The following is a 20,998-nucleotide window of genomic DNA, read 5'->3' as shown; positions in this document are numbered from 1 at the left end:
AGCCAATCCCACATGCCCGGGTTACGCGAGATCTCCCCAGCCCCAGAGGAACACCGCTCCAGGGCCTCAGCTCCACAGGAAGAGCCGGTCGCCCGCCCGGACGGCCCCAGAAGAGGCGGCGAGCACGCTCACCGTGCCCGGCCGCGCGTCGAGGGCGACCACCGGGCACATCGGGGACCTGCCGCCCGCCTCGACCAGGGCGGGGTTCCAGGCGACGACCGGCCACCCGGCGCGCACCCGCTCCCCCTCGGCCGCCAGGACGCGGAACCCCTCGCCCCGCAGCTCCACCGTGTCGATGCCCAGGTGCACCAGCACCGCCCGGCCGTCGTCGCCCACGATCACATAGGCGTGCGGGTGGAGCTTGACGATCGTGCCGTCGATCGGGGCGACCGCCGTGCCCGGCTCCCTGGCCGGGTCGATGGCGGTGCCGTGCCCGACCAGGCCTTGGGAGAACACCGGATCGGGCACGGCTGCCAGCCCCACGACACGGCCCGCCACAGGAGCGAGAACAGTGGTCATGGCAGGCTCACCTTCCGGCGTCCCGGCGGTGGGGTTCAGGCGATTCCAGACGGTCCGGGCGGCCTCGGGCGAGAGGCCGCCCCGGGCGACTCTCAGGCGATGAGGTCGTCGATGTCGGAGGCGATGGTGTCCGCGTCGGGGCCCACCACCACCTGGACGACGTTGCCCGCCGCCATCACTCCGTGGACGCCCGCGGCCCGCAGGGCGGCGTGGTCGACCTTGGAGGCGTCGCGAACCTCGGTGCGCAGGCGCGTGATGCAGGGTTCGATGTCGATGATGTTGTCGGCTCCCCCGAGCCCGGCGATGATCGCGCGCGCGTCTGCCGCCATTTCGGACCTCCTCGATACGCCCGGGGCAACGCTAGTGACGCTAATCGGTCTGCGTCACCTTGTTGAGGCCCCGCGGGGAGTCCGGGTCGATGCCGCGGCGGCGCGCGAGCGCCTCGGTCACGAGCTGACCGGGGATGATCAACCCCATCGGGGCCACCCACTCGGGCAGCTCGGGCCCGTTGAGCGCCGCGGTGGAGGCGGCGGCGAGCTCGTCCCCGCCGCCGACGCCGAACGCGGACGCCCCGGCGCCGGTCACCCGCCGCGCGAGCGCGACCGTGCCCTGCAGCGTCGGCCCCTCGCCGGCGGCGACCAGCAGGGCGGGCGTGCGCTCGTCCACGACGGCGATCGGCCCGTGCAGCAGGTCGGCGTACGACAGGCCCATGGCGTGCAGGTAGCAGGCCTCCTTGAGCTTCAGGGCGGTCTCCAGCGCGGTCGAGAAGGCCATGCCCCGGCCGGAGACGACGACGCCGGACACCTCGGCCAGCCCGTCCACGACGGCGTCCAGGTCGCCGGGCTCGGCGATGAGCCGCTCGACCGCGTCCGGCACGCGCTGGAGGTCGTCGGCGTTCACGTCCGCGTCGAGCCCGAGCGCCAGGACGGCGAGGGCGGCGAGCTGGGTGGTGTAGGTCTTGGTGGCGGGAACGGCCTTCTCCTCGCCGGCCAGGGTGCACAGCGCGAGGTCGGCGGCCTGGGCCAGCGGGGACTCCTCTCCGCCGTTGGTGATCGCCACCGTGGCGGCTCCGCAGTCCTTGGCCCAGGCGAGCGTGTCGACGATCTCCTCGGTCTTGCCCGACTGGGACAGGGCGACCGCGAGCACGCCGCTCAGGTCGAGCTTGCGCTTGTAGGTGGTCGCGATGGAGGGGGCGGCCAGTGAGGACATCCGGCCCGCGTGGGCCTCGATCAGGTAGCGGCCGTACACGGCCGCGTTGTCGGAGGTGCCCCGGGCGATGAAGACGAGCTGCCGCGTCCCGCCCGCGAGGCCCTTCACCTCGTCGACCCTGGGAAGCAGGGCGTCGAGGGTGGCTCGCAGGGCGGCCGGCTGCTCGGCTATCTCGCTGCGCATCTTGGTCGTCATCCGTGCCCCGTCCTTCAGCTTCGGAGGCGAGATCGGGCCGTTATCGATCCGTCGCCGGTCCGTACGTTGACACTTATTTCTGGCTTGTGGTCTAGTCCGGACTAGACCAGTACAAACTTTAACGTATGCCGACGTTGAGATCGAGAGGAGAGGATAGTGGCGCAGATCGACCCTGACAGCCCCGTGCCGAAGTACTTCCAGCTTCGCGAGATCCTCCTCGACCTCATCGAGAGCAACGAGCTTTCCATCGGGGCGGCGATCCCCTCCGAGCGGGAGCTGTGCCAGCGCTTCGGCCTGTCGCGCATGACTGTACGCCAGGCGGTCGACCACCTCGTCTCCGAGGGGCGGCTTCACCGCGTCGCGGGCAAGGGCACCTTCGTGGCCCGGCCCAAGATCGAGATGGCGCTGCGGCTCACGTCCTTCAGCGACGACATGCGGGCCCGGGGCATGGAGCCCGGCTCGCGCGACCTCGACCGCCGCGTGGTCCGGGCCAGCGCCCACCTCGCGCGCGAGCTCGGCATCCCGCCGGGCGAGGCGGTCCACTTCATCGAGCGCCTGCGGACGGCCGACGGGGAGCCGCTCTGCATCGAACGGGCGCACATTCCTGTATCTTTCGCGCCCGATCTGGCATCGTTCGACCTGTCCGGCCGGTCCCTCTACGCGCTGCTGGAGACGCGCCACGGGGTCGTGCTGGACGCCGGAGAACTGACCATCGACGGGGGCATCGCCGATCCGGGCGACGCCGACCTGCTCAAACTGCCCCGCGGCGGGGCCGTGCTGCTGCTCCAGCGGCGGTCGTTCTCGGGCGGCGTCTGCGTCGAGTTCGGGGTGTCGACCTATCGCGCCGACCGGTACCAGCTCCGCACGGTGCTGGAGATCCCGACGCGGCGTAGCTGAATCCTCCCTTCCCATCCCTGGAGGAAAGCCGATGAGCTCCGCCTCGGCCGATGCGGGCCTCCCCGCGCCCCCGCGCCCCAGATCCGGCGTGATGGCGATCCTGTCGCGGATCGGCCGCTCGCTGATGCTGCCGATCGCCGCCCTCCCCGCGGCGGGCCTGCTCTTCCGGCTCGGCCAGGACGACCTGCTCGGACGCACCCAGAACGCCGCGCTGGACAAGATCGCCGAGGTGGTGGGCGGCGCGGGCGAGGCGCTCTTCGACAACCTCCCCCTGCTCTTCGCGATCGGCGTGGCCGTCGGGTACGCGCGCCGCTCCGACGGGTCGACCGCCCTGGCCGCGCTGGTCGGCTATCTCGTGTTCGACCGGGTGTCCAAGCTGCTGTTCTTCGACGCCTCCGGCTCCGCCGTGCACACCCGCGTCGCCCACACGGTCATCGGCGCGGACGGCAGGGCGTCGCAGGTGCTCGACCTCGGGCCGGGCAACCCGACCGGCGTGCTCGGCGGCATCGTGATCGGCCTGGTCGCCGCCGCCCTCTACCAGCGCTACTACCGCATCAAGCTGCCCACCTGGCTGGCGTTCTTCGGCGGGCGCAGGTTCGTCCCGATCGTCACGGCGTTCGCCGCGCTGATCCTCGGCGTGGTGTTCGGCGTGCTCTGGCAACCGGTCGGCGAGTGGCTGACCGGGTTCGGACGCTGGCTCGCGGAGCACTCCACCGTCGGCGCGGGCATCTACGGCGCCGCCAACCGGCTGCTCATCCCGCTCGGCCTGCACCACTTCCTCAACTCGATCGTGTGGTTCCAGGTGCCCGACTGCATGGTCGGGGGCCGGCACTTCGCGGGCGACCTCACCTGCTACCTGCAGGGTGATCCGGGGTCGGGCGAGTTCATGGCCGGGTTCTTCCCCGTCATCATGTTCGGCCTGCCCGCCGCCGCCCTCGCCATCTGGCGCGCCGCCCCGCCCGTCCGCCGCCGCGCCGTGGGCGGCATCATGATCTCGGCGGCGCTCGTGTCGTTCGTGACCGGCATCACCGAGCCGATCGAGTTCGCGTTCATCTTCGTCGCGCCGCTGCTCTTCGTCATCCACGCCCTGCTCACCGGCCTGTCGATGGCCCTGGTGGCGGCCATGGGCGGGCATCTCGGGTTCACCTTCTCGGCCGGGGCCATCGACGCGGCGCTCAACGCCACCAAGTCCAACACCGACAAGTTCTGGCAGATCATGGTGCTCGGCCTGATCTACGCGGTCGTGTACTACGCGGTGTTCAGCTTCCTGATCAAACGGCTGGACATCCTCACCCCCGGGCGCGAGCCCGAGCCGGACCCGGACTCCGGCGAGCCCGCCGCGCCACCGGGCGTCCGAAGCCCCTGACGTGGCCGGACCCGGCCGGCGCGGTATGGCGTGGCCGGGACCCGATCGGCGCGGTGCGGTGTGGCCGGTCCGTGACAACGCGCATCAGCCCGCCCGGGTGGGTGCTCCTTAGTGTCGTCCCGATTCGCCGACGACACCGGAGTGCCCGCGATGTCCCGTCTCTCCCGCCCGATCACCCTGCCCGCGCTGCGTACCGTCCCGCCGGCCGATCCGCCGTACGACGAGGAGCGCCGCCCCGGCTCGCCGGCGGCGGCTCCCCGTCCGGCGCAGGGCTCGCCGTCCGCCGCCCGCAGCGCGCCGCCACGCGAGACGACCCGCCCCCTCACGCTCACCGCCCGCGCCGGCCTGGCCACCCGCGGCGGCGCCTCACCCGACGAGCGCGGGCTGCGCGGCCTCGGGCAGGCCATCGCCGAGGTGCTGGCGGGACGGCGTCCGCCGGGCGGCGTGGCCGAGCGCCTGACCGACCGGGCGTACGCCGAGCTGGTGCGCGCCGGGCGCATGATCGACGGCAGGCGGCCGCCTGTGGTCGCCGCCCCGCACGTCCACCGGCCGTGCGAGGGCGTGGTCGAGGCGTGCATGCTCGTCCGCTGCGGCGAGCGAAGTCGGGTGCTGGCGCTGCGGGTGGAACGCCGGGGCGTCCAGTGGTTGTGCACGGACTTCGAGACGGCGTGAACCCGAAGCCGAAACGCCCCGAACATGGCGTTCGCCACCTTGTGGACCCCGGCTCTGTGAGAGCGTGACCGACCACACGACGGCCCCGTGACCTGTGCGGGTCACGGGGCCGGGTGATCGTGGCTCCTCGGCCGCCGGACGGCCGAGGGGTGGGACGGATCAGGCGCCGGCGTGCTTGGGGTCGCCGTGGCAGCGCTTGTACTTCTTGCCCGAGCCACAGGGGCACGGCGCGTTGCGCTCGACGTTGCCGTACGCCGCGCGCTCCTCGGCGGTGGTGTGCACCCGGGTCTGCTCGACCTCGCCGCTCTCGCCCGGCGCGCTGTAGATCATCTCGGTGGGACGCTGCGGGCGGCGCAACGCCTTGGAGATGATCGCCTCGGTCTCGCTGACCCCGGCGTCCTGCGGCACCTCTTCGACGATCGGGTTGTCCTGCACCTCGACCTCGAGGTTGAACAGGTAACCGACCGACTCCTCCTTGATGCCGTCGAGCATCGCCGAGAACATGTCGAAGCCCTCGCGCTGGTACTCGATCAGCGGGTCGCGCTGGGCGTAGGCCCGCAGGGCGATGCCCTCCTGCAGGTAGTCCATCTCGTACAGGTGCTCGCGCCACTTGCGGTCCAGCACCGAGAGGATGACCCGGCGCTCCAGCTCGCGCATGGTGTCGGAGCCGAGCGTCTCCTCGCGCTTGGCGTACGCGGCGAGGGCGTCGGCCTTGACCCACTCGGTGATGACCTGCGGCGTGAGGCTCTCGCGCTCGCCGTCGGCCTGGCTCTCGACGAGCTCCTCCACCGTGCCCGTGATCGGGTAGAGCTGCTGGAACGCCTTCCACAGCTTGTCCAGATCCCACTCTTCGGCGAAGCCCTCGGAGGTGGCCGCCTGGACGTACCCCTCGACGACGTCGGTGACGAAGGTGCGGACCTGCTCGTGCAGGTCGGCGCCCTCCAGCACGCGGTGGCGCTCGGCGTAGATCACCTTGCGCTGGCGGTTCATGACCTCGTCGTACTTGAGGACGTTCTTGCGGATCTCGAAGTTCTGCTGCTCGACCTGGTGCTGCGCCGAGGCGATGGCCTTGGAGACGATGCCGGACTCGATCGGCACGTCCTCGGGGATGTTCAGCCGCGTCATGATCATCTCGACGCGCGCGGCGTTGAACAGCCGCATCAGGTCGTCCTCGAGGGACAGGTAGAAGCGGGACTCGCCCGGGTCGCCCTGACGGCCGGAACGACCGCGGAGCTGGTTGTCGATGCGGCGGGACTCGTGGCGCTCGGTGCCGAGGACGTACAGGCCGCCGAGCTCGGTGACCTCGTCGTGCTCGGCCTTGACGGCCTCCTTGGCCTTCTCGAGAGCCTCGGGCCAGGCCTTCTCGTACTCGTCCGGCGTCTCCGACGGGGACAGGCCGCGCTGCTGCAGCTCCAGGTCGGCGCGGAACTCGGAGTTGCCGCCGAGCATGATGTCGGTGCCTCGACCGGCCATGTTCGTCGCGACCGTGACGGCGTTCTTGCGGCCCGCCTCGGCGATGATCGCGGCCTCACGGGCGTGGTTCTTCGCGTTCAGGACCTCGTGCTGGACGCCGGCGCGCTTCAGCATCTTGGAGAGCTTCTCGGACTTCTCGACCGAGGTGGTGCCGACCAGGACGGGCTGGCCCTTCTCGTAGCGCTCCTTGATGTCGGCCACGCAGGCCGTGAACTTGGCGTCCTCGCTCTTGTACACGACGTCGGCCTGGTCGCGGCGGACCATCGGCCGGTTCGTCGGGATCGGGATGACGCCGAGCTTGTAGGTCTGGTGGAACTCGTTCGCCTCGGTGGCCGCCGTACCGGTCATGCCGGCGAGCTTGGTGTAGAGGCGGAAGTAGTTCTGCAGGGTGATCGTGGCGAGGGTCTGGTTCTCGTCCTTGATCTTCACGGACTCCTTGGCCTCGATGGCCTGGTGCATGCCCTCGTTGTAGCGGCGGCCGTGGAGCACGCGGCCCGTGAACTCGTCGACGATCAGGACCTCGCCGTCGACGACGATGTAGTCCTTGTCCTTCTTGTAGAGCTCTTTGGCCTTGATGGCGTTGTTGAGGAAGCCGACGAGGTGGGTGTGCTCGGGCTTGTACAGGTTGTCGATGCCGAGCCAGTCCTCGACCCTCTCGACACCGGCCTCGAGGACGCCGACCGTGCGCTTCTTCTCGTCGACGATGTAGTCGCCGGTGCTCTCTTCGCCTTCCTTGCCCTCGACGCCGCGGCGCAGGCGGGGGACGATCTTGGCGAACTCCTGGTACCACTTGCCGGACTGCTCGCCGGGACCAGAGATGATGAGCGGCGTACGCGCCTCGTCGATCAGGATCGAGTCGACCTCGTCGACGATGCCGAAGTTGTGGCCGCGCTGCACGCACTCTTCGAGCGACCACGCCATGTTGTCGCGCAGGTAGTCGAAGCCGAACTCGTTGTTCGTGCCGTAGGTGATGTCCGCGTTGTACTGGCGGCGGCGCTCGTCTGACGGCATGTTCGCCAGGATGACGCCGACCTCCAGGCCCAGAAAGCGGTGGATGCGGCCCATCGTCTCGGCGTCGCGCTTGGCGAGGTAGTCGTTGACGGTGATGACGTGGACGCCCTTGCCGGAGATCGCGTTGAGGTACGCCGGCAGCGTACAGGTCAGGGTCTTGCCCTCACCGGTGCGCATCTCGGAGATGTTGCCGAGGTGCAGGGAGGCGCCGCCCATGATCTGGACGTCGAAGTGGCGCTGGCCGAGGACGCGGCTGGCCGCCTCGCGGACGGTCGCGAAGGCCTCGGGAAGCAGATCGTCGAGGGACTCGCCGTCCACGTGACGCTGCTTGTACTCGTCGGTCAGCGCCCTCAGCTCTGCGTCGCTCAAACTCTTGAAGTCGGCCTCGATGGAGTTGACCTGCTCGGAGATCCGCTTCAGCTTGCGCAGAACCTTGCCCTCACCGGCGCGAAGGATCTTGTCGAAAATGGCTGGCACTTTTTGTAAAGCTCCTCGCAGGTCTGTACCGCGGCCCGGCGGCCGGGACATGAGGACGTAACAGAGTTCCCCGTAACCATGGTAGGCGGTTTCACCACCGCGCACAGCCACCGTCAATGACGCTGTCGGGCTCGCCAGAGTTCCCGGCTTCCCCCACGCCGGACCGTTTACACGGGTTACACCGGTACGGCCTGCGGCGACCGGTGGTGACGTTGTATATCGTGCGACGGTAAGGGGAGGGAATCTTTGCCACGCGGCGCCCCCTCCCGACGTCACGCGAGTCTGAACGAGATCTAGGAGTCAGGATGGCCGAGAGCGCACCGGCGCCGGCACACGGCGGGCAGTCCCACGCGGGGCGTCCGACTTCATGGCTGGCCGTCACCGTGATCCTTCTGGGGTTCACCATCGGCGGGGTGGCCCTGTGCCTCGGCCCGAACTGGTTCCTGTTCTGGCTCGGCGGCGGCATCATCGTGGTCGGCGGCATCCTCGCCCTCATCTTCGACATCTTCTCGGACGTCATCGAGGACGCCCCCCGCGAGATCGCCGTCCAGGAGCACCACTCGCCCTTCGAACGGCACAGTGCCTAGGGCGCTCTCTCCGTTCGCGCAGGGCTTGGGCGCACTTTAGGCGGCGTTCTTCCACCGTCGAACGCAAGGGCTCGTTCCTCACCCTTGCGTTTGACGGCTCCAGAACACCGCCGCGCCCAAGCCCGCTGGGGCCGGGACCGCTTCCACTCCATCGCCCTTCGCGTGACAACCCTCACACCGGCGTAGGCGTTTTGTCGGTGGCAGGGTCTAGCATCAGGTTTCATGCCTAGTGGTCTTCCGGGTGCCGTGGCCGAGCTGTCCGCCGACGACGCGCGCCGTCTCATCCTGCGTGCCCAGGGCTTCCTCGGCGCCGACTCCCGCCGGGGCGGGGTGGCGGCGGTGCTGCGCCGCCTGGCCGCCGTCCAGCTCGACACCATCTCCGTGCTCGCGCGCTCGCACGAGCTGATCGCGTACGCGCGCCTGGGGGCCGTCGGCCGGGCCAAGGTCGAGCGGGCCTACTGGCACGACCCGGCGTCGGCCTTCGAATACTGGTGTCACGCCGCCTGCATCCTGCCGATCGACCACTGGCCGCTGTACGCCTTCCGCCGCCGCGCCTACCGCGACCGGCGCTTCCGCTGGCACGAGGTGCCGCCCACCATCGACAAGGTGCTCCAGCAGGTCAGGGACGAGGGCCCCCTCACCACCACCGAGCTCGGCGGAGCCAAGAACGGCGGCCCGTGGTGGGACTGGTCCGACGTCAAGATCGCGGTGGAGTTCCTGCTCGACATCGGCGAGGTCGTGTGCACGCGCCGCGTCGGCTGGCGCCGGGTGTACGACGTCGCCGACCGCGTCGTTCCCGCCGCCCTCCTCGAACAGGAGCTGACCGACGCCGAGTGCGTCGTGCGGCTGGCGCGCATCGCCGGGGCGGCGCTCGGCGTCGCCACCCGCGCCGACATCGTGGACTTCCTGCGGCTCAAGGGCGTGTACGCGACCATGCTCGACGACGCGCTGCTGGACGGCTCCGCCGGGCTCGTCCCCGTGCGCGTCTCCGGGTGGGGCGCCGCCCGGCGCTCCGGGAACGGGGCGGTCACGGGCCGGGCCGTCGCGAACGCGTGGGCCGACCCTGTGGCGCTGGAGTCCGCGCCCAAGGGCCGCCATCGCACGACCCCGCTGTCGCCCTTCGACTCCCTGGTGTGGGACCGCGCGCGCACCGAGCGCGTGTTCGGTTTCACCCACCGTCTCGAGGCGTACGTCCCGAAGGACAAGCGGGTGCACGGCTACTTCACGATGCCGGTCCTCGCCGGCGGCCACCTGATCGGCCGCGTCGACCCGGCCCGCGAGGGCTCGGCGTTCGTCGCACGCCACGTCGCCTTCGAACCCGGCCCGACCGGCAGGGTTCCCGCGAGCGCGGTGGAGTCCATGAGCCAGGCCCTGCACGAGGCCGCCACCTGGGTCGGCTGCGACACCGTCCGAGTAGACCGCGTGACAGAGCCCGAGCTGACACTCCCCCTGGCAAAAGCCCTGGAGAGCCGGTAACCCCGCTAACCGACCACCTCGGCCCGACCGGGCTTGGGCGCGGCGCCCAAGCCCTGGGCGAGCGGAGCGAACCACATGGGCACAACCTTATGTGATCTCCAGAAGTCGCTCCCTGACCGCGTAGACCACGGCTTCCATGCGGGAGTGGAGCTGGAGTTTCTCCAGGATGTTGCGGACGTGGTTCTTGACCGTGTTCTCGGAGATGAACAGCTCCTTGGCGATCTCCCGGTTGTTCATGCCCTTGGCGACGAGGCGGAGCACCTCCATCTCGCGCTCGGTGAGCCTGGGGACGGGGAGCTGCGGCGGCCGCTCGGCCTCTTTGCGGCTCATGCTGGCGAACTCGCTGATGAGCTTCGCCGCCATGGCCGGGTTGATCAGTGACTGTCCTTCGTGGACGCCGCGCACGGCGTCGGGGACCTCGTCGATCTGAACGTCCTTCAGCAGGTAGCCCGTGGCCCCGGCCTTGATCGCCTCGAAGAGGTCTTCTTCCTCGTCGCTGACGGTCAGCATGATGATCCGCGCGCTCGGGACCGAGGCCTTGATGACCCGGGTCGCCTCGATGCCCCCCTGCCGGGGCATGCGCACGTCCATGAGGACCACGTCGGGCAGGAGGCGGTCGGCGAGCTCGACCGCCTCCTGACCATCGCTCGCCTCGCCGACCACATCGATGTCCGGCTCCGCGGCCAGCGCCAGCTCCAGGCTCCGCCGGATCAGCGCGTGATCGTCAACGATCAGCACGCGGATCGGCTCGTCCCGCCCGGAGCGGCCGGCCGTTTCGTCGGTCTGCGTCACGCCTCCTCCTCGTGGGGAGCCAGATCGCGCCGGGTAGGTCGTCCCCTACCGCACGACGCTCCCGCGACCTGTCGGAACCGCCATCATTACATGGGTTTCCGGGTCGCGGGGGTGGTCGAGAGGATCTTCGAACGCCGCGGTTACTGTTCTACGAGCCGCAACACTCCGTATGCGTACCCGACACGTCGGTACACGACGCTGGGATGTCCGGACTCCTTGTCTCTGAACAGGTAGAAATCATGGCCGACGAGTTCCATCTCCAGCAGTGCCTGGTCGATGGTCATCGGGTCGGCGTTGTGGAACTTCTCGCGGACGACGAGGGGGCCGTCGCCGTCCATCTCGATCGGAACGATGGCTTCTTCGAAGCCGGAATCGCGTGGGGCGCGGCCGGCCTTCTCCCGGGCCTGCGGCTCGGCGGGAAGCGGTTCGGGCAGGGGCTCGTAGGTGTCCGCCAGGGCGGAGGTGAGGGCGGCGACCGATGGGGGGCAATGGTTGCCGTGGTGGACCTTCCGCCGGTCGGCGATGCGCCGAAGGCGTCCCTCGAGCTTGCCGAGGGCGATGTCGAGCGCCGCGAAGCGGTCGTCGGCCGACGCCTCGGCGCGGATCGCCGGACCCTTGGAGTGGATGGTCAGCTCGACCCGTTCCCGGTCCTCCGTCGCCCGCACGTTCGCTTCCTTGGACACCTCCACATCGACGCGTATGAGCTTGTTGTCCAGTCGTTCGATCCTGGCCAGCTTGGTCGTCACGTGATCGCGGAACCGGTCACTCACACTGGTGTGCCGTCCCTTGACGATGATGTCCACTCAAAGGCCCCCCTTCGTATCGACTGCGAGGAGGACACCCGTCCGGCCGACCTGGTCTTCGTCCCCACATCCGCCTGCTGAGGGTCTCGCGGCTCTGTGCCACTACTGCCCTTCTCTTCTGACGGAGGACATCTGGACCTCCGGGAAGGCAGGACTTACCTCTAAGCCGCACCGTGATCGGTCGACAAAGAGTCGCCTTACGTGGGCCGTTTCGCCTGCGGCTGGCATCGGCTAGCCGGGCCGGCCCCCCTGCGGGGGTCGGTCCGGTGCAACCACGGACCCGAACGGGTGCCATGCTCAGACGCTAGTCGCTGTGGGGCCGAATGTCAGCCGCGGGGTCGGCCAAAGGATCACATTCAGTGATTTCCTTGAGAATCCGAGCCCTGGAGCAGACCCGGCGTTGGCCGTGCTCGTGCTCGGCGCCAGGGGGTTCCCATGTCGCGTGAGCTGCACCTTTCGCACTCGCCGGTACGCACTTGTGTCCGTGAGGGCAGCCCGGCGATTTGACGATTTCATTACTGTTCGTAATCTTTTCAGTCTGATGTCGCCGGGCGTGTCGGGCGTGTCACAAATGCCTCCGGGTGGCGGCGAGCGCCACCGCGAGGGGGACCGCGACGCCCGCGGCGCGCAGCGCGCCCGCCGCCTCCGCGAGCGTCACGCCCGTTGTCACGATGTCGTCCACGAGCACCGCCACCGGGCGCCCGGGAAGGCCCCGGCGCGCGGCGGTGGCGGCCATGGCGCGCCAGGAACCGGGCCCCGCGACCTCGAAGGCCCCCGCGAGGTTTCCGGCGCGCTCGGACGCGCTCAGGCCCGCCTGGTCGCGCACGTGCCGGCGGTGCCTGAGCACCGGGGCCGCGACGACCGGGCAGCCCCGCGCCCGTAACCGGCGGGCGGCGAGCGCGGCGAGCCGCCCCACGGGGTCGTGACCGCGCCGCCGCACGGCCCGCGGCGCGCTCGGCACCGGGACCAGCAGCAGCGGCGTCGTGGGCAGCCCCGCGGCTGCGACGAACGTGGCGACCAGGCACGCCGCCAGCGCGGGCCGCAGGGCGGTGCGCCCGCGCTCCTTGTACGCGAGGATCACCCGGCGCGGGACGCCTTCGTACGGGGCGGCCGCCCAGCACTCGGGCAGCCCCCGCGGCGCGGGGCCGGGCGTCCGGGGGAACGGGTCGGCGCGCATGCGCCCCAGGCACGAAGGGCACAGGACGGCGCCCGCCCCGCCGCACCCGGCGCAGCGCGGCGGAAGGATCAGGTCGAGGACGGTGGTCAGCACCCGCCCACCATGCGTCCCGGCACCGACGGAAACGCGGCGCCGGGCCGGGTTTTCCACAGGCCATGGCCGGTTCCGGTCACGGAGGCCCGTTCGTCCACAGGCCCGCGTCACCCCAGCGGGTACATCGGGGCGCTCGCGCCGTTCTTCTCCACGGGCGTCCACTGGCGCTTCTGCGTGTCCCACATCAGCACCTGGCCGTCCGAGGTGCCCGCGAGGACGGGCGCGGGGTCGGGCGCGGCGGTGATCGTCTCGATGCCGGCCGCCGACCTGGGCGTGTCGGTCACCCTCTGGGTCACCGACACGGCGGTCAACTGCCTGTCGTTCTTGTTCTTGGTGAGGACCAGCAGCGTGCTCGCGTCGCGCCACGCGATGTCGGCGACCTGCCGCCCCGCCTCGGCGGGGAAGAGCGTGTGGACGTTCCTCACCTCCGTGCGCGACCTGCTGATCGTGCCGACCAGCACCTGCTGGCCGTGCCCGTCGTCGGAGACGACCGCCACGCGGACGCCGTCGCGGGCCACGCGGAACGCCGTGACGTCGGTTCCCTCCAGGTCGGGGGCGCTGACCAGGATCGGGCTGCCCGGCTCGCGCGCCCGCAGGACCTGCGACCTGCGCGGCCCGGTCCGGGAGACCGACCAGAGGTCGCCGTGCCGGTCCCAGGACGGCGAGGTGAGGCCGGGCGCCTCCATCCAGCGCTGCCACGAGTTGCCGGGCGCGGTGCCGGTGACCCAGATCCTGCCGCCGCCCTTCTCCAGGCCGGCCACCCGCGAGAAGCTCCTGTCGGCCACCGCGAGGGAGGTGAGCTGCCGCGCCGGGCCGGTGCCCGCGGTGAACGGCTCGTCCTTGTCCTTGTCGATGACGAACAGCCTGCCCTGCCGCAGGAACAACGCCTGGACGTTCGCGTCGACGACATTGGGGTCGTAGCTCTTGTAGTCGCGGGGGTCGATGATGAACGGCCCGCCGGGGAACTGCTCGCCGTTGACCCTGACCTCGATGCGCCGGGCCTCGGTGAGCGGCTTCAGCGTCCAGGACAGCTGGGCCGACAGCGCCCTCTTGTACCGCGCGACGCGGGCCGCGCCGACCACGTCGGAGGTGAAGTCGACGACGACGGTGTCCCCCTCGACGGTGACGTCGTTGACGTCCCTGTCGTCCACCTGGCCGCCGAACGCCGAGTCGACGGCGCCCTTCAGCGGCGTGGTCGGCCCCACGAGGAGCCGCTGGACCAGCGTCTTGGCCAGCCCCTGGTTGGGGTTGATCGGCAGCCACACCTGGTCGCTGACCAGGCCGTCCTCTTCACCCGCCGCGAAGTAGAGGTCGAAGGAGCGGTAGGCGCGCTTGAAGTCGTCGTTGGACAGTTGCAGCCCGGACGGGGCCGTGGAGATGCGCCACTGGCCGCGGACCCTCACCAGGATGAAGCCGAGGGTGAGATCGTTGTTCGCGGAGGCGTCGCGGGGCACGTAGTGGCTGTCGCGGTCCAGTTCGCCGAGCCTGATGCCCTTGAGCTGGACGTGCGCCTGCGTGAGGTCGTCCCCGCGCCCGTCGGTCGTCAGCTTGGCCTGGTCGTAGACCGTCACGGGGTCGAAGGGGCTCCAGGTGCGCTGCGCGTCGCTGGTGAGGTACTGCTTGGCGACGGTGCGCGTAGGGTCGTCGAAGCTCGCCGCGGCGGCCAGGAAGCCGCTGACGATCTCGGCGGACGTGGCGTCCGGCTTCGGGGGCGCGGGCAGTATGCGCACGTACGGCTGGCTGAGCGGGTCGTTCTTGCCGGGGTCGTGCGCGGTGAAGATGTTGCCCCCGGTCCGGACGGTCGAGCACGCCGAGGAGGCGACCGCCAGGGCGGCCATGGCCAGCACGCAGAGCCCGGCCGTGGAGCGTCTAGTCGGCATCGAAGGCCCCCTCGACCGCGGGCGACAGCACCGGGGTGGCGTGGCCGCGCCAGGTGCGCCGCATCTCGATCTCCGGCGGCACCAGCGGCAGCGGCGAGCCGCGCAGCTCGGCCCCCGCCTGGCGGGGCAGCGAGAGCCGGAACTGCGAGCCTTCGCCCGGCATGCCCCAGGCCTGCAGCCACCCGCCGTGCAGCATGGCGTCCTCGCGCGATATCGCCAGGCCGAGGCCGGTCCCGCCGATGGTGCGCGCCCGTGAGGGGTCGGCCCGCCAGAAGCGGTCGAAGACCATGTTCTCCTCGCCCGGTTTCAGCCCGACCCCGTGGTCGCGCACGGCCACGGCCACCGCGTCGCGGTCGGCGCCGAGGGCCACCACGATGTCGCGGCCCTCGCCGTGCTCGATGGCGTTGAACAGCAGGTTGCGCAGGATGCGCTCGACGCGGCGGCTGTCCACCTCGGCCATGCACGGCTCGCCGGGAAGCCGCAGGTCGAGCCGGGTCGCCCGGCGCTCGGCGAGCGGCTGGGAGTCGCCCACGGCGCGCAGCACGACGTCGCGCATGTCCACCGAGTCGATGTCGAGCGTCGCGGCCCCGGCGTCGTACCGGCTGATCTCCAGCAGGTCGGCGAGCATCGACTCGAACCGTTCGAGCTGGTTCTGCATGAGCTCGGCCGCGCGCGCGGTGGCCGGGTCGAAGTCCTCGCGGCCCTCGTACAGCAGGTCGGCGGCCATGCGGACGGTGGTCAGCGGCGTGCGCAGCTCGTGGGAGACGTCCGAGACGAACTGCCGCTGCACCTGCGACAGCTCCTCGAGCTGGTGGATCTTCAGGGCGAGGTTGGACGCCATCTCGTTGAACGAGGCGGCCAGGCGCGCCAGGTCGTCCTCGCCGCGCACCTTCAGCCGTTCCTCCAGCCTGCCCGCCGCCAGCCGCTCGGCCGCCTGGCGGGTGAGCCGGACCGGCGTGACGACCTGCCGCGTCACCAGCGACGCCACCGCGGCCAGCAGCAGCACCAGCGCCACGCCGACCACGAACAACCACTGCTGGACGGTGGACAACGTCTTGACGTCGTCCGCCAGCGGGAAGAAGTGGTAGATCTCGTAGTCGTCGACGAGCGCGCCGAGCGCCAGCGCGGGCACCGCCTCGCTCCGGCCCACGTAGTACAGCGGGGTGTACTGCGCCGGCGTCTCACCGTCCTTGGCCCGGTGGACGCTGTCGCGCAGCTTCTGGGGGACGCTCCGGGAGTCGACGTCGTTGGTGCCGCGGTCATGCCCCACCAGGTTCGGGTTGAGGATCACCACGCTGTAGCGGCCGTCGGCGCGCGTCGCGAGCGCGTTCGCGGCCTGGTCGACCTCGTTGGAGAAGCTCAGCTCGTCGTCCTGCGTGGACGGCGTCTGCTTGCCCGCGGCGGCGAGCGGCTGGTTGAGGTAGCTCTCGACCGTCGTCACGTTGGCCCGCACCTCGGCGGTCGCGGAGTCCAGCCGGCCCCGCAGGATGGCGGTGTCGATCATCTGCCACAGGAAGAAGCCCAGCACCGCGACCACCGTCATGGAGATCATGAGGGTGCTGGTGACGACCCTGAGCTGGAGCGAGCGCCGCCAGACCCGCCGGACCCGGCCCGCCGCACGGCGGGCGCGCCTGCGGACGCCGCGTACGATCTGGCGCGGCGTCCGCCGTGTCTTCTTCTTCGGCTTGGGCCTTCCCCCCGGGCGTGCGGGGCCGGAGGAGCCGGGAAGGGTCTCGGTGGCCATGGAAGATCCAGGGGTCACGGCACGGCTGGGCCTGCCTACGCCGGGCCGGCCTTGTAGCCGACACCGCGGACGGTGACCACGATCTCCGGGTGCTCAGGATCCTTCTCGATCTTGGCGCGGAGCCGCTGGACGTGCACGTTGACCAGGCGGGTGTCGGCCGCGTGGCGGTAGCCCCACACCTGCTCCAGCAGGACCTCGCGGGTGAAGACCTGGCGCGGCTTGCGGGCGAGCGCGACCAGCAGGTCGAACTCCAGCGGGGTGAGGTTGACGGTCTCCTCCTCCCGCTTGACCGAGTGACCGGCGACGTCGATGGTGATGTCGCCGATCTGCAGGACCTCGGGGGTCGGCTCGTCGGTGCGGCGCAGCCGGGCGCGCACGCGGGCCACGAGTTCCTTGGGCTTGAACGGCTTGACGATGTAGTCGTCGGCGCCGGACTCCAGGCCGAGAACGACGTCGATCGTGTCGCTCTTGGCGGTCAGCATGACGATGGGCACGCCCGACTCGGCGCGGATGCGGCGGCAGACGTCGATGCCGTCGGCCCCCGGCAGCATCAGGTCGAGAAGGACCAGGTCCGGCCTGGTATCACGGAACGCGTCCAGCGCCTTGTCGCCATCTGACACGAACGAAGGCTCGAAGCCCTCCCCCCGAAGGACAATGCCGAGCATCTCGGCGAGAGCGGCGTCGTCGTCGACGACCAGCACGCGTCCTTTCATGGCCCCTCATTCGTTCTGCACAGGTTCTAGAAGGTTGTGGTGAAACCAGGTAGACCGACCGAAGGTTACCCGCGTGTCATCGCGGGAGGATAAACGATCGAACATTGACGTCACCAAAATCTGAATTTTAGGCGCACGTTACTCAACCCGCCAATGATCTGGCTCGACGAGCCTGCCATGTGGCGTGGCGCGGGAGTGCAGGGCCCCTGCCCAAGTCTGCGTCAAGTGGGCGGTATTAGGCCATCCCGCGGTGTGATCACTTCGGTGAGAACCCCGAAGAGCCGCGCGACATGCCAGGATTGGGATATGTCAGACGGTCACGGCTCCGCGCCCGGCACCCCCGAGGGCTGGGCGAGCGACCAGCCTCCGCCGTACACCGGCCAGGCAGGGACGCCGTGGACGTCCCCCAGCGCGGCGGGCGGCAGCGCCTCCGACCAGGCGTGGCCGGGGCAGGTCCCCCCAGGTCAGAGCGCTCAGCCTCAGGACGGGCAGCAGCCGTACGCGTCCCCGTCCGGGCAGCCGCCCGGCTACGGGCAGCCCGGTCATGGCCAGGACGCGTACGGGCAGCAGCCGTACGCGCAGCAGTCCTACGGGCAACAGCCGCCCGGGCCGGCGTACGGGCAGGGCATGTACGGACAGGGCGCGTACGGGCCGGGGTACGAGCAGCAGCAGGCATACGGCCAGGGCGGCTACGTTCAGGCCCCCGGCTACGGAGGGCGGCAGGGCTTCATGCCTCCCCCGGCGGCACCGCGCCCCGGCATCATCCCGCTGCGGCCCCTGGGCTTCGGCGAGATGCTCGACGGCACCATCAAGCTGATCCGATCGAACCCGAAGGCCACGCTCGGCCTGTCGGCGATCGCCGCCGCCATCGGCACGCTGCCCCTGGCGATCGGCCAGGCGATCTACTACCGCTCGGTCGGCGACCTGTTGGCGGACCCCACCTCGTTCCAGGCCGACGTGCCCACCGGCGGCCTGGCGGCCCAGTTCGGCGGCGCGCTCCTGTCGTACGTCATGCAGTTCCTCCTGGTCACGATGCTGACGGGAGTGCTGACGCGCATTCTCGGCCGGGCGGTGTTCGGCGGGCGGATCACCATCGGCGAGGCCTGGCGGCTCACGCGGTCGAGGGTGCCGGCGCTATTCGGGCTCGCGCTGCTCACGGGGCTGATCCTCGCCGTGCCGATGGTCGCCCTGATCCTGCTGGTGGCGGCCCTGGCGGCCGCGGGGGCGAGCGCCGGGCTCATCGTGCCGGCGGCGTTCCTGCTCGGCGTCTGCTATCTCGTCTACTGGGCGATCACGACGACGCGCCTCGCGCTCGCTCCGGCCGCGGTGGTGCTGGAAGGGCGCGGCGTGACCGCGGCGATGGGCCGGTCGTGGTCGCTGGTCAGGGGCGCCTTCTGGCGGACGTTCCTCATCCTGATCGCCACGCTGCTGCTCGGCGTGCTGATCGGCAGCCTGCTGGCGACGCCGGTCAGCATCGTGTCGTTCATCGTGTCGTTCGGCGCTCCGGGCAGCTTCGGGGCGATGCTGGTCACGACCGTGCTGTCCATCGTGGGCGGCATCCTCAGCTCCATGATCACCTACCCCCTGCAGGCGGGCGTCAACGGGCTGCTCTACGCCGACCGGCGGATGCGCGCCGAGGCATTCGACCTGGTCCTGCAGACCGCCGCCGCGGATCAGCAGCGGCTGGGGTGGGTCCCGGCCGCCGCCGACGACCTGTGGCACCCGTTCCACGCGGCCGGCGTTCCCCACGACCAGGCCGGACCGTACGCCCAGTACGTCCAGTACGCGCAGAACCCCCACCAGTACGCCCAGTACGGGCAGGACGGCCAGAACGTCCCTTACGGCCCCGGCCCGAGCACGCCGTACGGGCCCCCTCAGTACGGGCCCGGACCCGGAGCGCCCTACGGCCCCGGCCCGGCGGGACCCCAGGGCCCCGGAGCGCCGTGACCCTTCCTATGATCATGTCCGTGACCGGCGCCGTGCCCCGGCCTCCAGGCCTGCCGACCCTGCTGAAGCTCTTCGACGACATCGGCCGCGACGAAGCGCGCCGCAAGGCCATCGAAGAGCTGCTCCGGCCCGAGTACCAGCAGGAATCGCTGCTGGACCGCGTGGTCAGGATCATCGGCGAGTTCTTCGACGGCCTGCTGGACAGCGTGCCCGGAGGCGTCCCGGGGGGCGTCGTGGCGCTCCTCGTCATCATCGTGCTCATCGCCGCCCTGGCGGGGCTGGTCGTCTGGCAGGCGAGGAAGGCGACGCGCGGCCGGCGCGCGGCGCAGGACGGCCTGTTCGGCACGCGGGAGCTCACGGCGGACGAGCACCGGCGGGAGGCCGAGCGCCTGGCCGGCGAGTCCCGCTGGGCCGAGGCCGTCCGCGAACGGCTGCGCGCCATCGCCCGCGACCTGGAGCACCGCGCGCTCGTCGCACCCCAGCCCGGACGCACGGCGGACGAGCTGGCGGCGGCCGCGGGCGCCGAGCTGCCAGGGTTCGCCGACCGGCTCGCGCGGGCCGCGCGGCTGTTCGACGACGTGACCTACGGCCAGGACCCCGGATCGGCGCAGGACTACGCGACGATGACGGCCCTCGACGACGACCTGCGCGCCGCCCGTCCCGCGACGCTCGCGACGGCGGGCGCGCGGCCCCCGGAGGCCGGCCGATGAGCACGACGAGCACGATGAGCGCTCCGCGCGCGTCGGACACCTCGGCCCCGGTGTCGGTCACAGCCCGCGGCCTGTGGCGGGGCGGCCGCGGCTTCGTGGCGCTCGGCCTGCTGGTGGTCCTCGTCGCCGTGGCGACCGCGCTGGTCACCGGCACCTCCACCGAGGGCCGCCGCCTGGACCCGGCCGACACGACGCTGGAGGGCTCCAAGGCCCTCGCCCGGCTTCTGGCCGACCGCGGCGTCCGGGTCGAGCGGGTCACCACCGTGGACGAGATCGAGCGGCTGGACGGGCCGGACAGCCAGCTCCTGGTGTACGACACCTGGTCCCTCGGCCAGGACGACCTGGAGCGGCTCGCCGGAACCCAGGCCGACCGGCTGATCATCGGCGTCAACTCCGGCCTGCCCCTGCTGGCCCCCGGCATCACGCCCAGATCCGCGGCGTCCCTGCGCTCCCGGGAACCGGGCTGCGCGCTGCCCGCCGCCGCCCGCGCGGGCAGCGCGTACATCGGCGGCGTGACCTTCGACGTGCCCGGCCGGGGCGCCCTCGGCTGCTACGCGGGCCCCGAAGGGCCGAGCCTGGTGCGCGTGTCCGGCCCGCTCACCGGCCCGTCCACGGTGACCGTCGCCGGGGACGACTCCTTCATGACCAACCAGCGGCTCGGCGAGGACGGCAACGCGGCGCTCGCGCTCAACCTCGCCGGGGCCAAGCCGGTGCTGATCTGGCTGGTGCCGGGCGACACGTCGGCCGCCGTGGGCACGGGCGACGCCACACCCGCCGATCTGATCCCGGCCGGGGTGATCTGGGGGCTGGTCCAGCTCGTCATCGCCCTGCTGGTGGTGGCGCTGTGGCGGGGCCGCCGCCTCGGCCCCGTGGTGGTCGAGAAGCTGCCCGTGGTCGTCCGGGCGGCCGAGACCGCCGAGGGGCGCGGCCGCCTGTACCGCGCCCGCCGCGCCCGCGACCGCGCCTCCGCCGCGCTGCGGGCGGCGAGCGCGTCCCGGCTCACCCCCCGGCTCGGCCTGCCCGCCGACGCCACCCCGGACGAGATCGTCGCCGCGGCCGCCCTGAAGTCGGGGCGGGACGCGGTCTGGGTCCGTTCGGTCATGTACGGCCCGATACCGGCGGACGACGCCGCGCTCGTCGCCCTGGCGGGCCACCTGGACACCTTGGAAAGGCAGGTACGAGAGTCGTGACCACTCCTCCGCCCGGAGGCCCGTCCCGGCCATCGCCCGACTGGCCCACCACGCCCGTGCCCCCTGG

18 protein-coding genes are annotated in these 20,998 nt (G+C 71.2%); 8 read left to right on the top strand and 10 right to left on the bottom strand.

Annotated elements, in window-relative coordinates; genetic code table 11:
- Positions 1-66: 66 nt before the first annotated feature.
- From AB0M95_RS21910 to AB0M95_RS21900, 3 genes are all read right to left on the bottom strand, one after another.
- The gene (locus AB0M95_RS21910; RefSeq protein ID WP_358516443.1) at positions 67-519 is read right to left on the bottom strand and encodes a PTS glucose transporter subunit IIA; all 453 of its coding nucleotides are present in this window, start codon (positions 517-519) and stop codon (positions 67-69) included.
- Between the two features lie 92 nt (positions 520-611).
- A complete protein-coding gene (locus AB0M95_RS21905; RefSeq protein WP_363767438.1) occupies positions 612-848 on the bottom strand; it encodes a PTS glucose/sucrose transporter subunit IIB in 237 nt (78 codons plus the stop codon).
- Between the two features lie 40 nt (positions 849-888).
- The gene (locus AB0M95_RS21900) at positions 889-1,923 is read right to left on the bottom strand and encodes an SIS domain-containing protein (protein WP_363767435.1); all 1,035 of its coding nucleotides are present in this window, start codon (positions 1,921-1,923) and stop codon (positions 889-891) included.
- Between the two features lie 156 nt (positions 1,924-2,079).
- Between AB0M95_RS21900 and AB0M95_RS21895 the strand changes: the two genes are divergently transcribed.
- The 3 genes from AB0M95_RS21895 to AB0M95_RS21885 all read left to right on the top strand — a co-directional run bounded on the left by AB0M95_RS21895 (position 2,080) and on the right by AB0M95_RS21885 (position 4,858).
- Positions 2,080-2,820, top strand: a complete 741-nt coding sequence (locus tag AB0M95_RS21895) for a GntR family transcriptional regulator (protein WP_358516449.1) — start codon at positions 2,080-2,082, stop codon at positions 2,818-2,820.
- 31 nt (positions 2,821-2,851) lie between these two features.
- On the top strand, positions 2,852-4,186 hold the full coding sequence (locus tag AB0M95_RS21890; RefSeq protein ID WP_363767432.1) for a PTS transporter subunit EIIC: 1,335 nt from the start codon (positions 2,852-2,854) through the stop codon (positions 4,184-4,186).
- Positions 4,187-4,297: 111 nt separating this feature from the next.
- Positions 4,298-4,858 carry an Rv3235 family protein gene (locus AB0M95_RS21885; RefSeq protein WP_363767429.1) on the top strand — a complete coding sequence of 187 codons (561 nt, stop codon included), beginning with the start codon at positions 4,298-4,300 and terminating at the stop codon, positions 4,856-4,858.
- Between the two features lie 159 nt (positions 4,859-5,017).
- Here the strand turns inward: AB0M95_RS21885 and secA are convergent, their stop codons facing one another.
- A complete protein-coding gene (secA, locus tag AB0M95_RS21880) occupies positions 5,018-7,819 on the bottom strand; it encodes a preprotein translocase subunit SecA (protein WP_363767426.1) in 2,802 nt (933 codons plus the stop codon).
- A gap of 305 nt (positions 7,820-8,124) precedes the next feature.
- On the opposite strand from secA, the gene AB0M95_RS21875 reads away from it, so the two are divergent.
- Together AB0M95_RS21875 and AB0M95_RS21870 are read left to right on the top strand one after the other, a co-directional pair.
- Positions 8,125-8,406: an HGxxPAAW family protein gene (locus tag AB0M95_RS21875; protein WP_358516456.1), complete on the top strand. Its 282-nt coding sequence runs from the start codon at positions 8,125-8,127 to the stop codon at positions 8,404-8,406.
- Between the two features lie 222 nt (positions 8,407-8,628).
- Entirely contained in the window at positions 8,629-9,882 is a 1,254-nt protein-coding gene (locus tag AB0M95_RS21870) for a crosslink repair DNA glycosylase YcaQ family protein (RefSeq protein ID WP_363767423.1), read from the top strand.
- Between the two features lie 87 nt (positions 9,883-9,969).
- On the opposite strand, the gene AB0M95_RS21865 is transcribed toward AB0M95_RS21870, so the two are convergent.
- From AB0M95_RS21865 to mtrA, 6 genes are all read right to left on the bottom strand, one after another.
- Positions 9,970-10,674 carry a response regulator transcription factor gene (locus AB0M95_RS21865; protein WP_363767420.1) on the bottom strand — a complete coding sequence of 235 codons (705 nt, stop codon included), beginning with the start codon at positions 10,672-10,674 and terminating at the stop codon, positions 9,970-9,972.
- Between the two features lie 140 nt (positions 10,675-10,814).
- Positions 10,815-11,477 carry a ribosome-associated translation inhibitor RaiA gene (raiA, locus tag AB0M95_RS21860; protein ID WP_363767417.1) on the bottom strand — a complete coding sequence of 221 codons (663 nt, stop codon included), beginning with the start codon at positions 11,475-11,477 and terminating at the stop codon, positions 10,815-10,817.
- Between the two features lie 565 nt (positions 11,478-12,042).
- Positions 12,043-12,747, bottom strand: coding sequence for a ComF family protein (locus AB0M95_RS21855; protein ID WP_363767414.1), 705 nt, complete (start codon positions 12,745-12,747; stop codon positions 12,043-12,045).
- A 107-nt stretch (positions 12,748-12,854) separates the two neighbouring features.
- The gene (locus AB0M95_RS21850) at positions 12,855-14,627 is read right to left on the bottom strand and encodes an LpqB family beta-propeller domain-containing protein (RefSeq protein ID WP_363767411.1); all 1,773 of its coding nucleotides are present in this window, start codon (positions 14,625-14,627) and stop codon (positions 12,855-12,857) included.
- Positions 14,617-16,371: an MtrAB system histidine kinase MtrB gene (gene mtrB, locus AB0M95_RS21845; RefSeq protein WP_363767408.1), complete on the bottom strand. Its 1,755-nt coding sequence runs from the start codon at positions 16,369-16,371 to the stop codon at positions 14,617-14,619. The genes AB0M95_RS21850 and mtrB overlap by 11 nt, the downstream gene beginning before the upstream one ends.
- A gap of 35 nt (positions 16,372-16,406) precedes the next feature.
- The gene (gene mtrA / locus AB0M95_RS21840) at positions 16,407-17,084 is read right to left on the bottom strand and encodes an MtrAB system response regulator MtrA (protein WP_114031473.1); all 678 of its coding nucleotides are present in this window, start codon (positions 17,082-17,084) and stop codon (positions 16,407-16,409) included.
- 306 nt (positions 17,085-17,390) lie between these two features.
- On the opposite strand from mtrA, the gene AB0M95_RS21835 reads away from it, so the two are divergent.
- The 3 genes from AB0M95_RS21835 to AB0M95_RS21825 are packed head-to-tail and all read left to right on the top strand — an operon-like array spanning position 17,391 to position 20,931.
- The gene (locus AB0M95_RS21835; protein ID WP_363767404.1) at positions 17,391-19,031 is read left to right on the top strand and encodes a hypothetical protein; all 1,641 of its coding nucleotides are present in this window, start codon (positions 17,391-17,393) and stop codon (positions 19,029-19,031) included.
- A gap of 20 nt (positions 19,032-19,051) precedes the next feature.
- A complete protein-coding gene (locus AB0M95_RS21830; RefSeq protein ID WP_363767401.1) occupies positions 19,052-19,741 on the top strand; it encodes a DUF4129 domain-containing protein in 690 nt (229 codons plus the stop codon).
- Positions 19,738-20,931, top strand: a complete 1,194-nt coding sequence (locus AB0M95_RS21825; RefSeq protein ID WP_363767398.1) for a DUF4350 domain-containing protein — start codon at positions 19,738-19,740, stop codon at positions 20,929-20,931. Before AB0M95_RS21830 ends, AB0M95_RS21825 begins: the two co-directional genes overlap by 4 nt.
- Positions 20,932-20,998 lie beyond the last annotated feature (67 nt).

The organism is Sphaerisporangium sp. NPDC051017, assembly GCF_040683095.1.
In the GTDB taxonomy this organism is placed as follows: Bacteria; Actinomycetota; Actinomycetes; order Streptosporangiales; family Streptosporangiaceae; genus Sphaerisporangium.
Note: the sequence above shows the minus strand (reverse complement) of the source record. Positions and strands in the feature narration are given on the sequence as shown.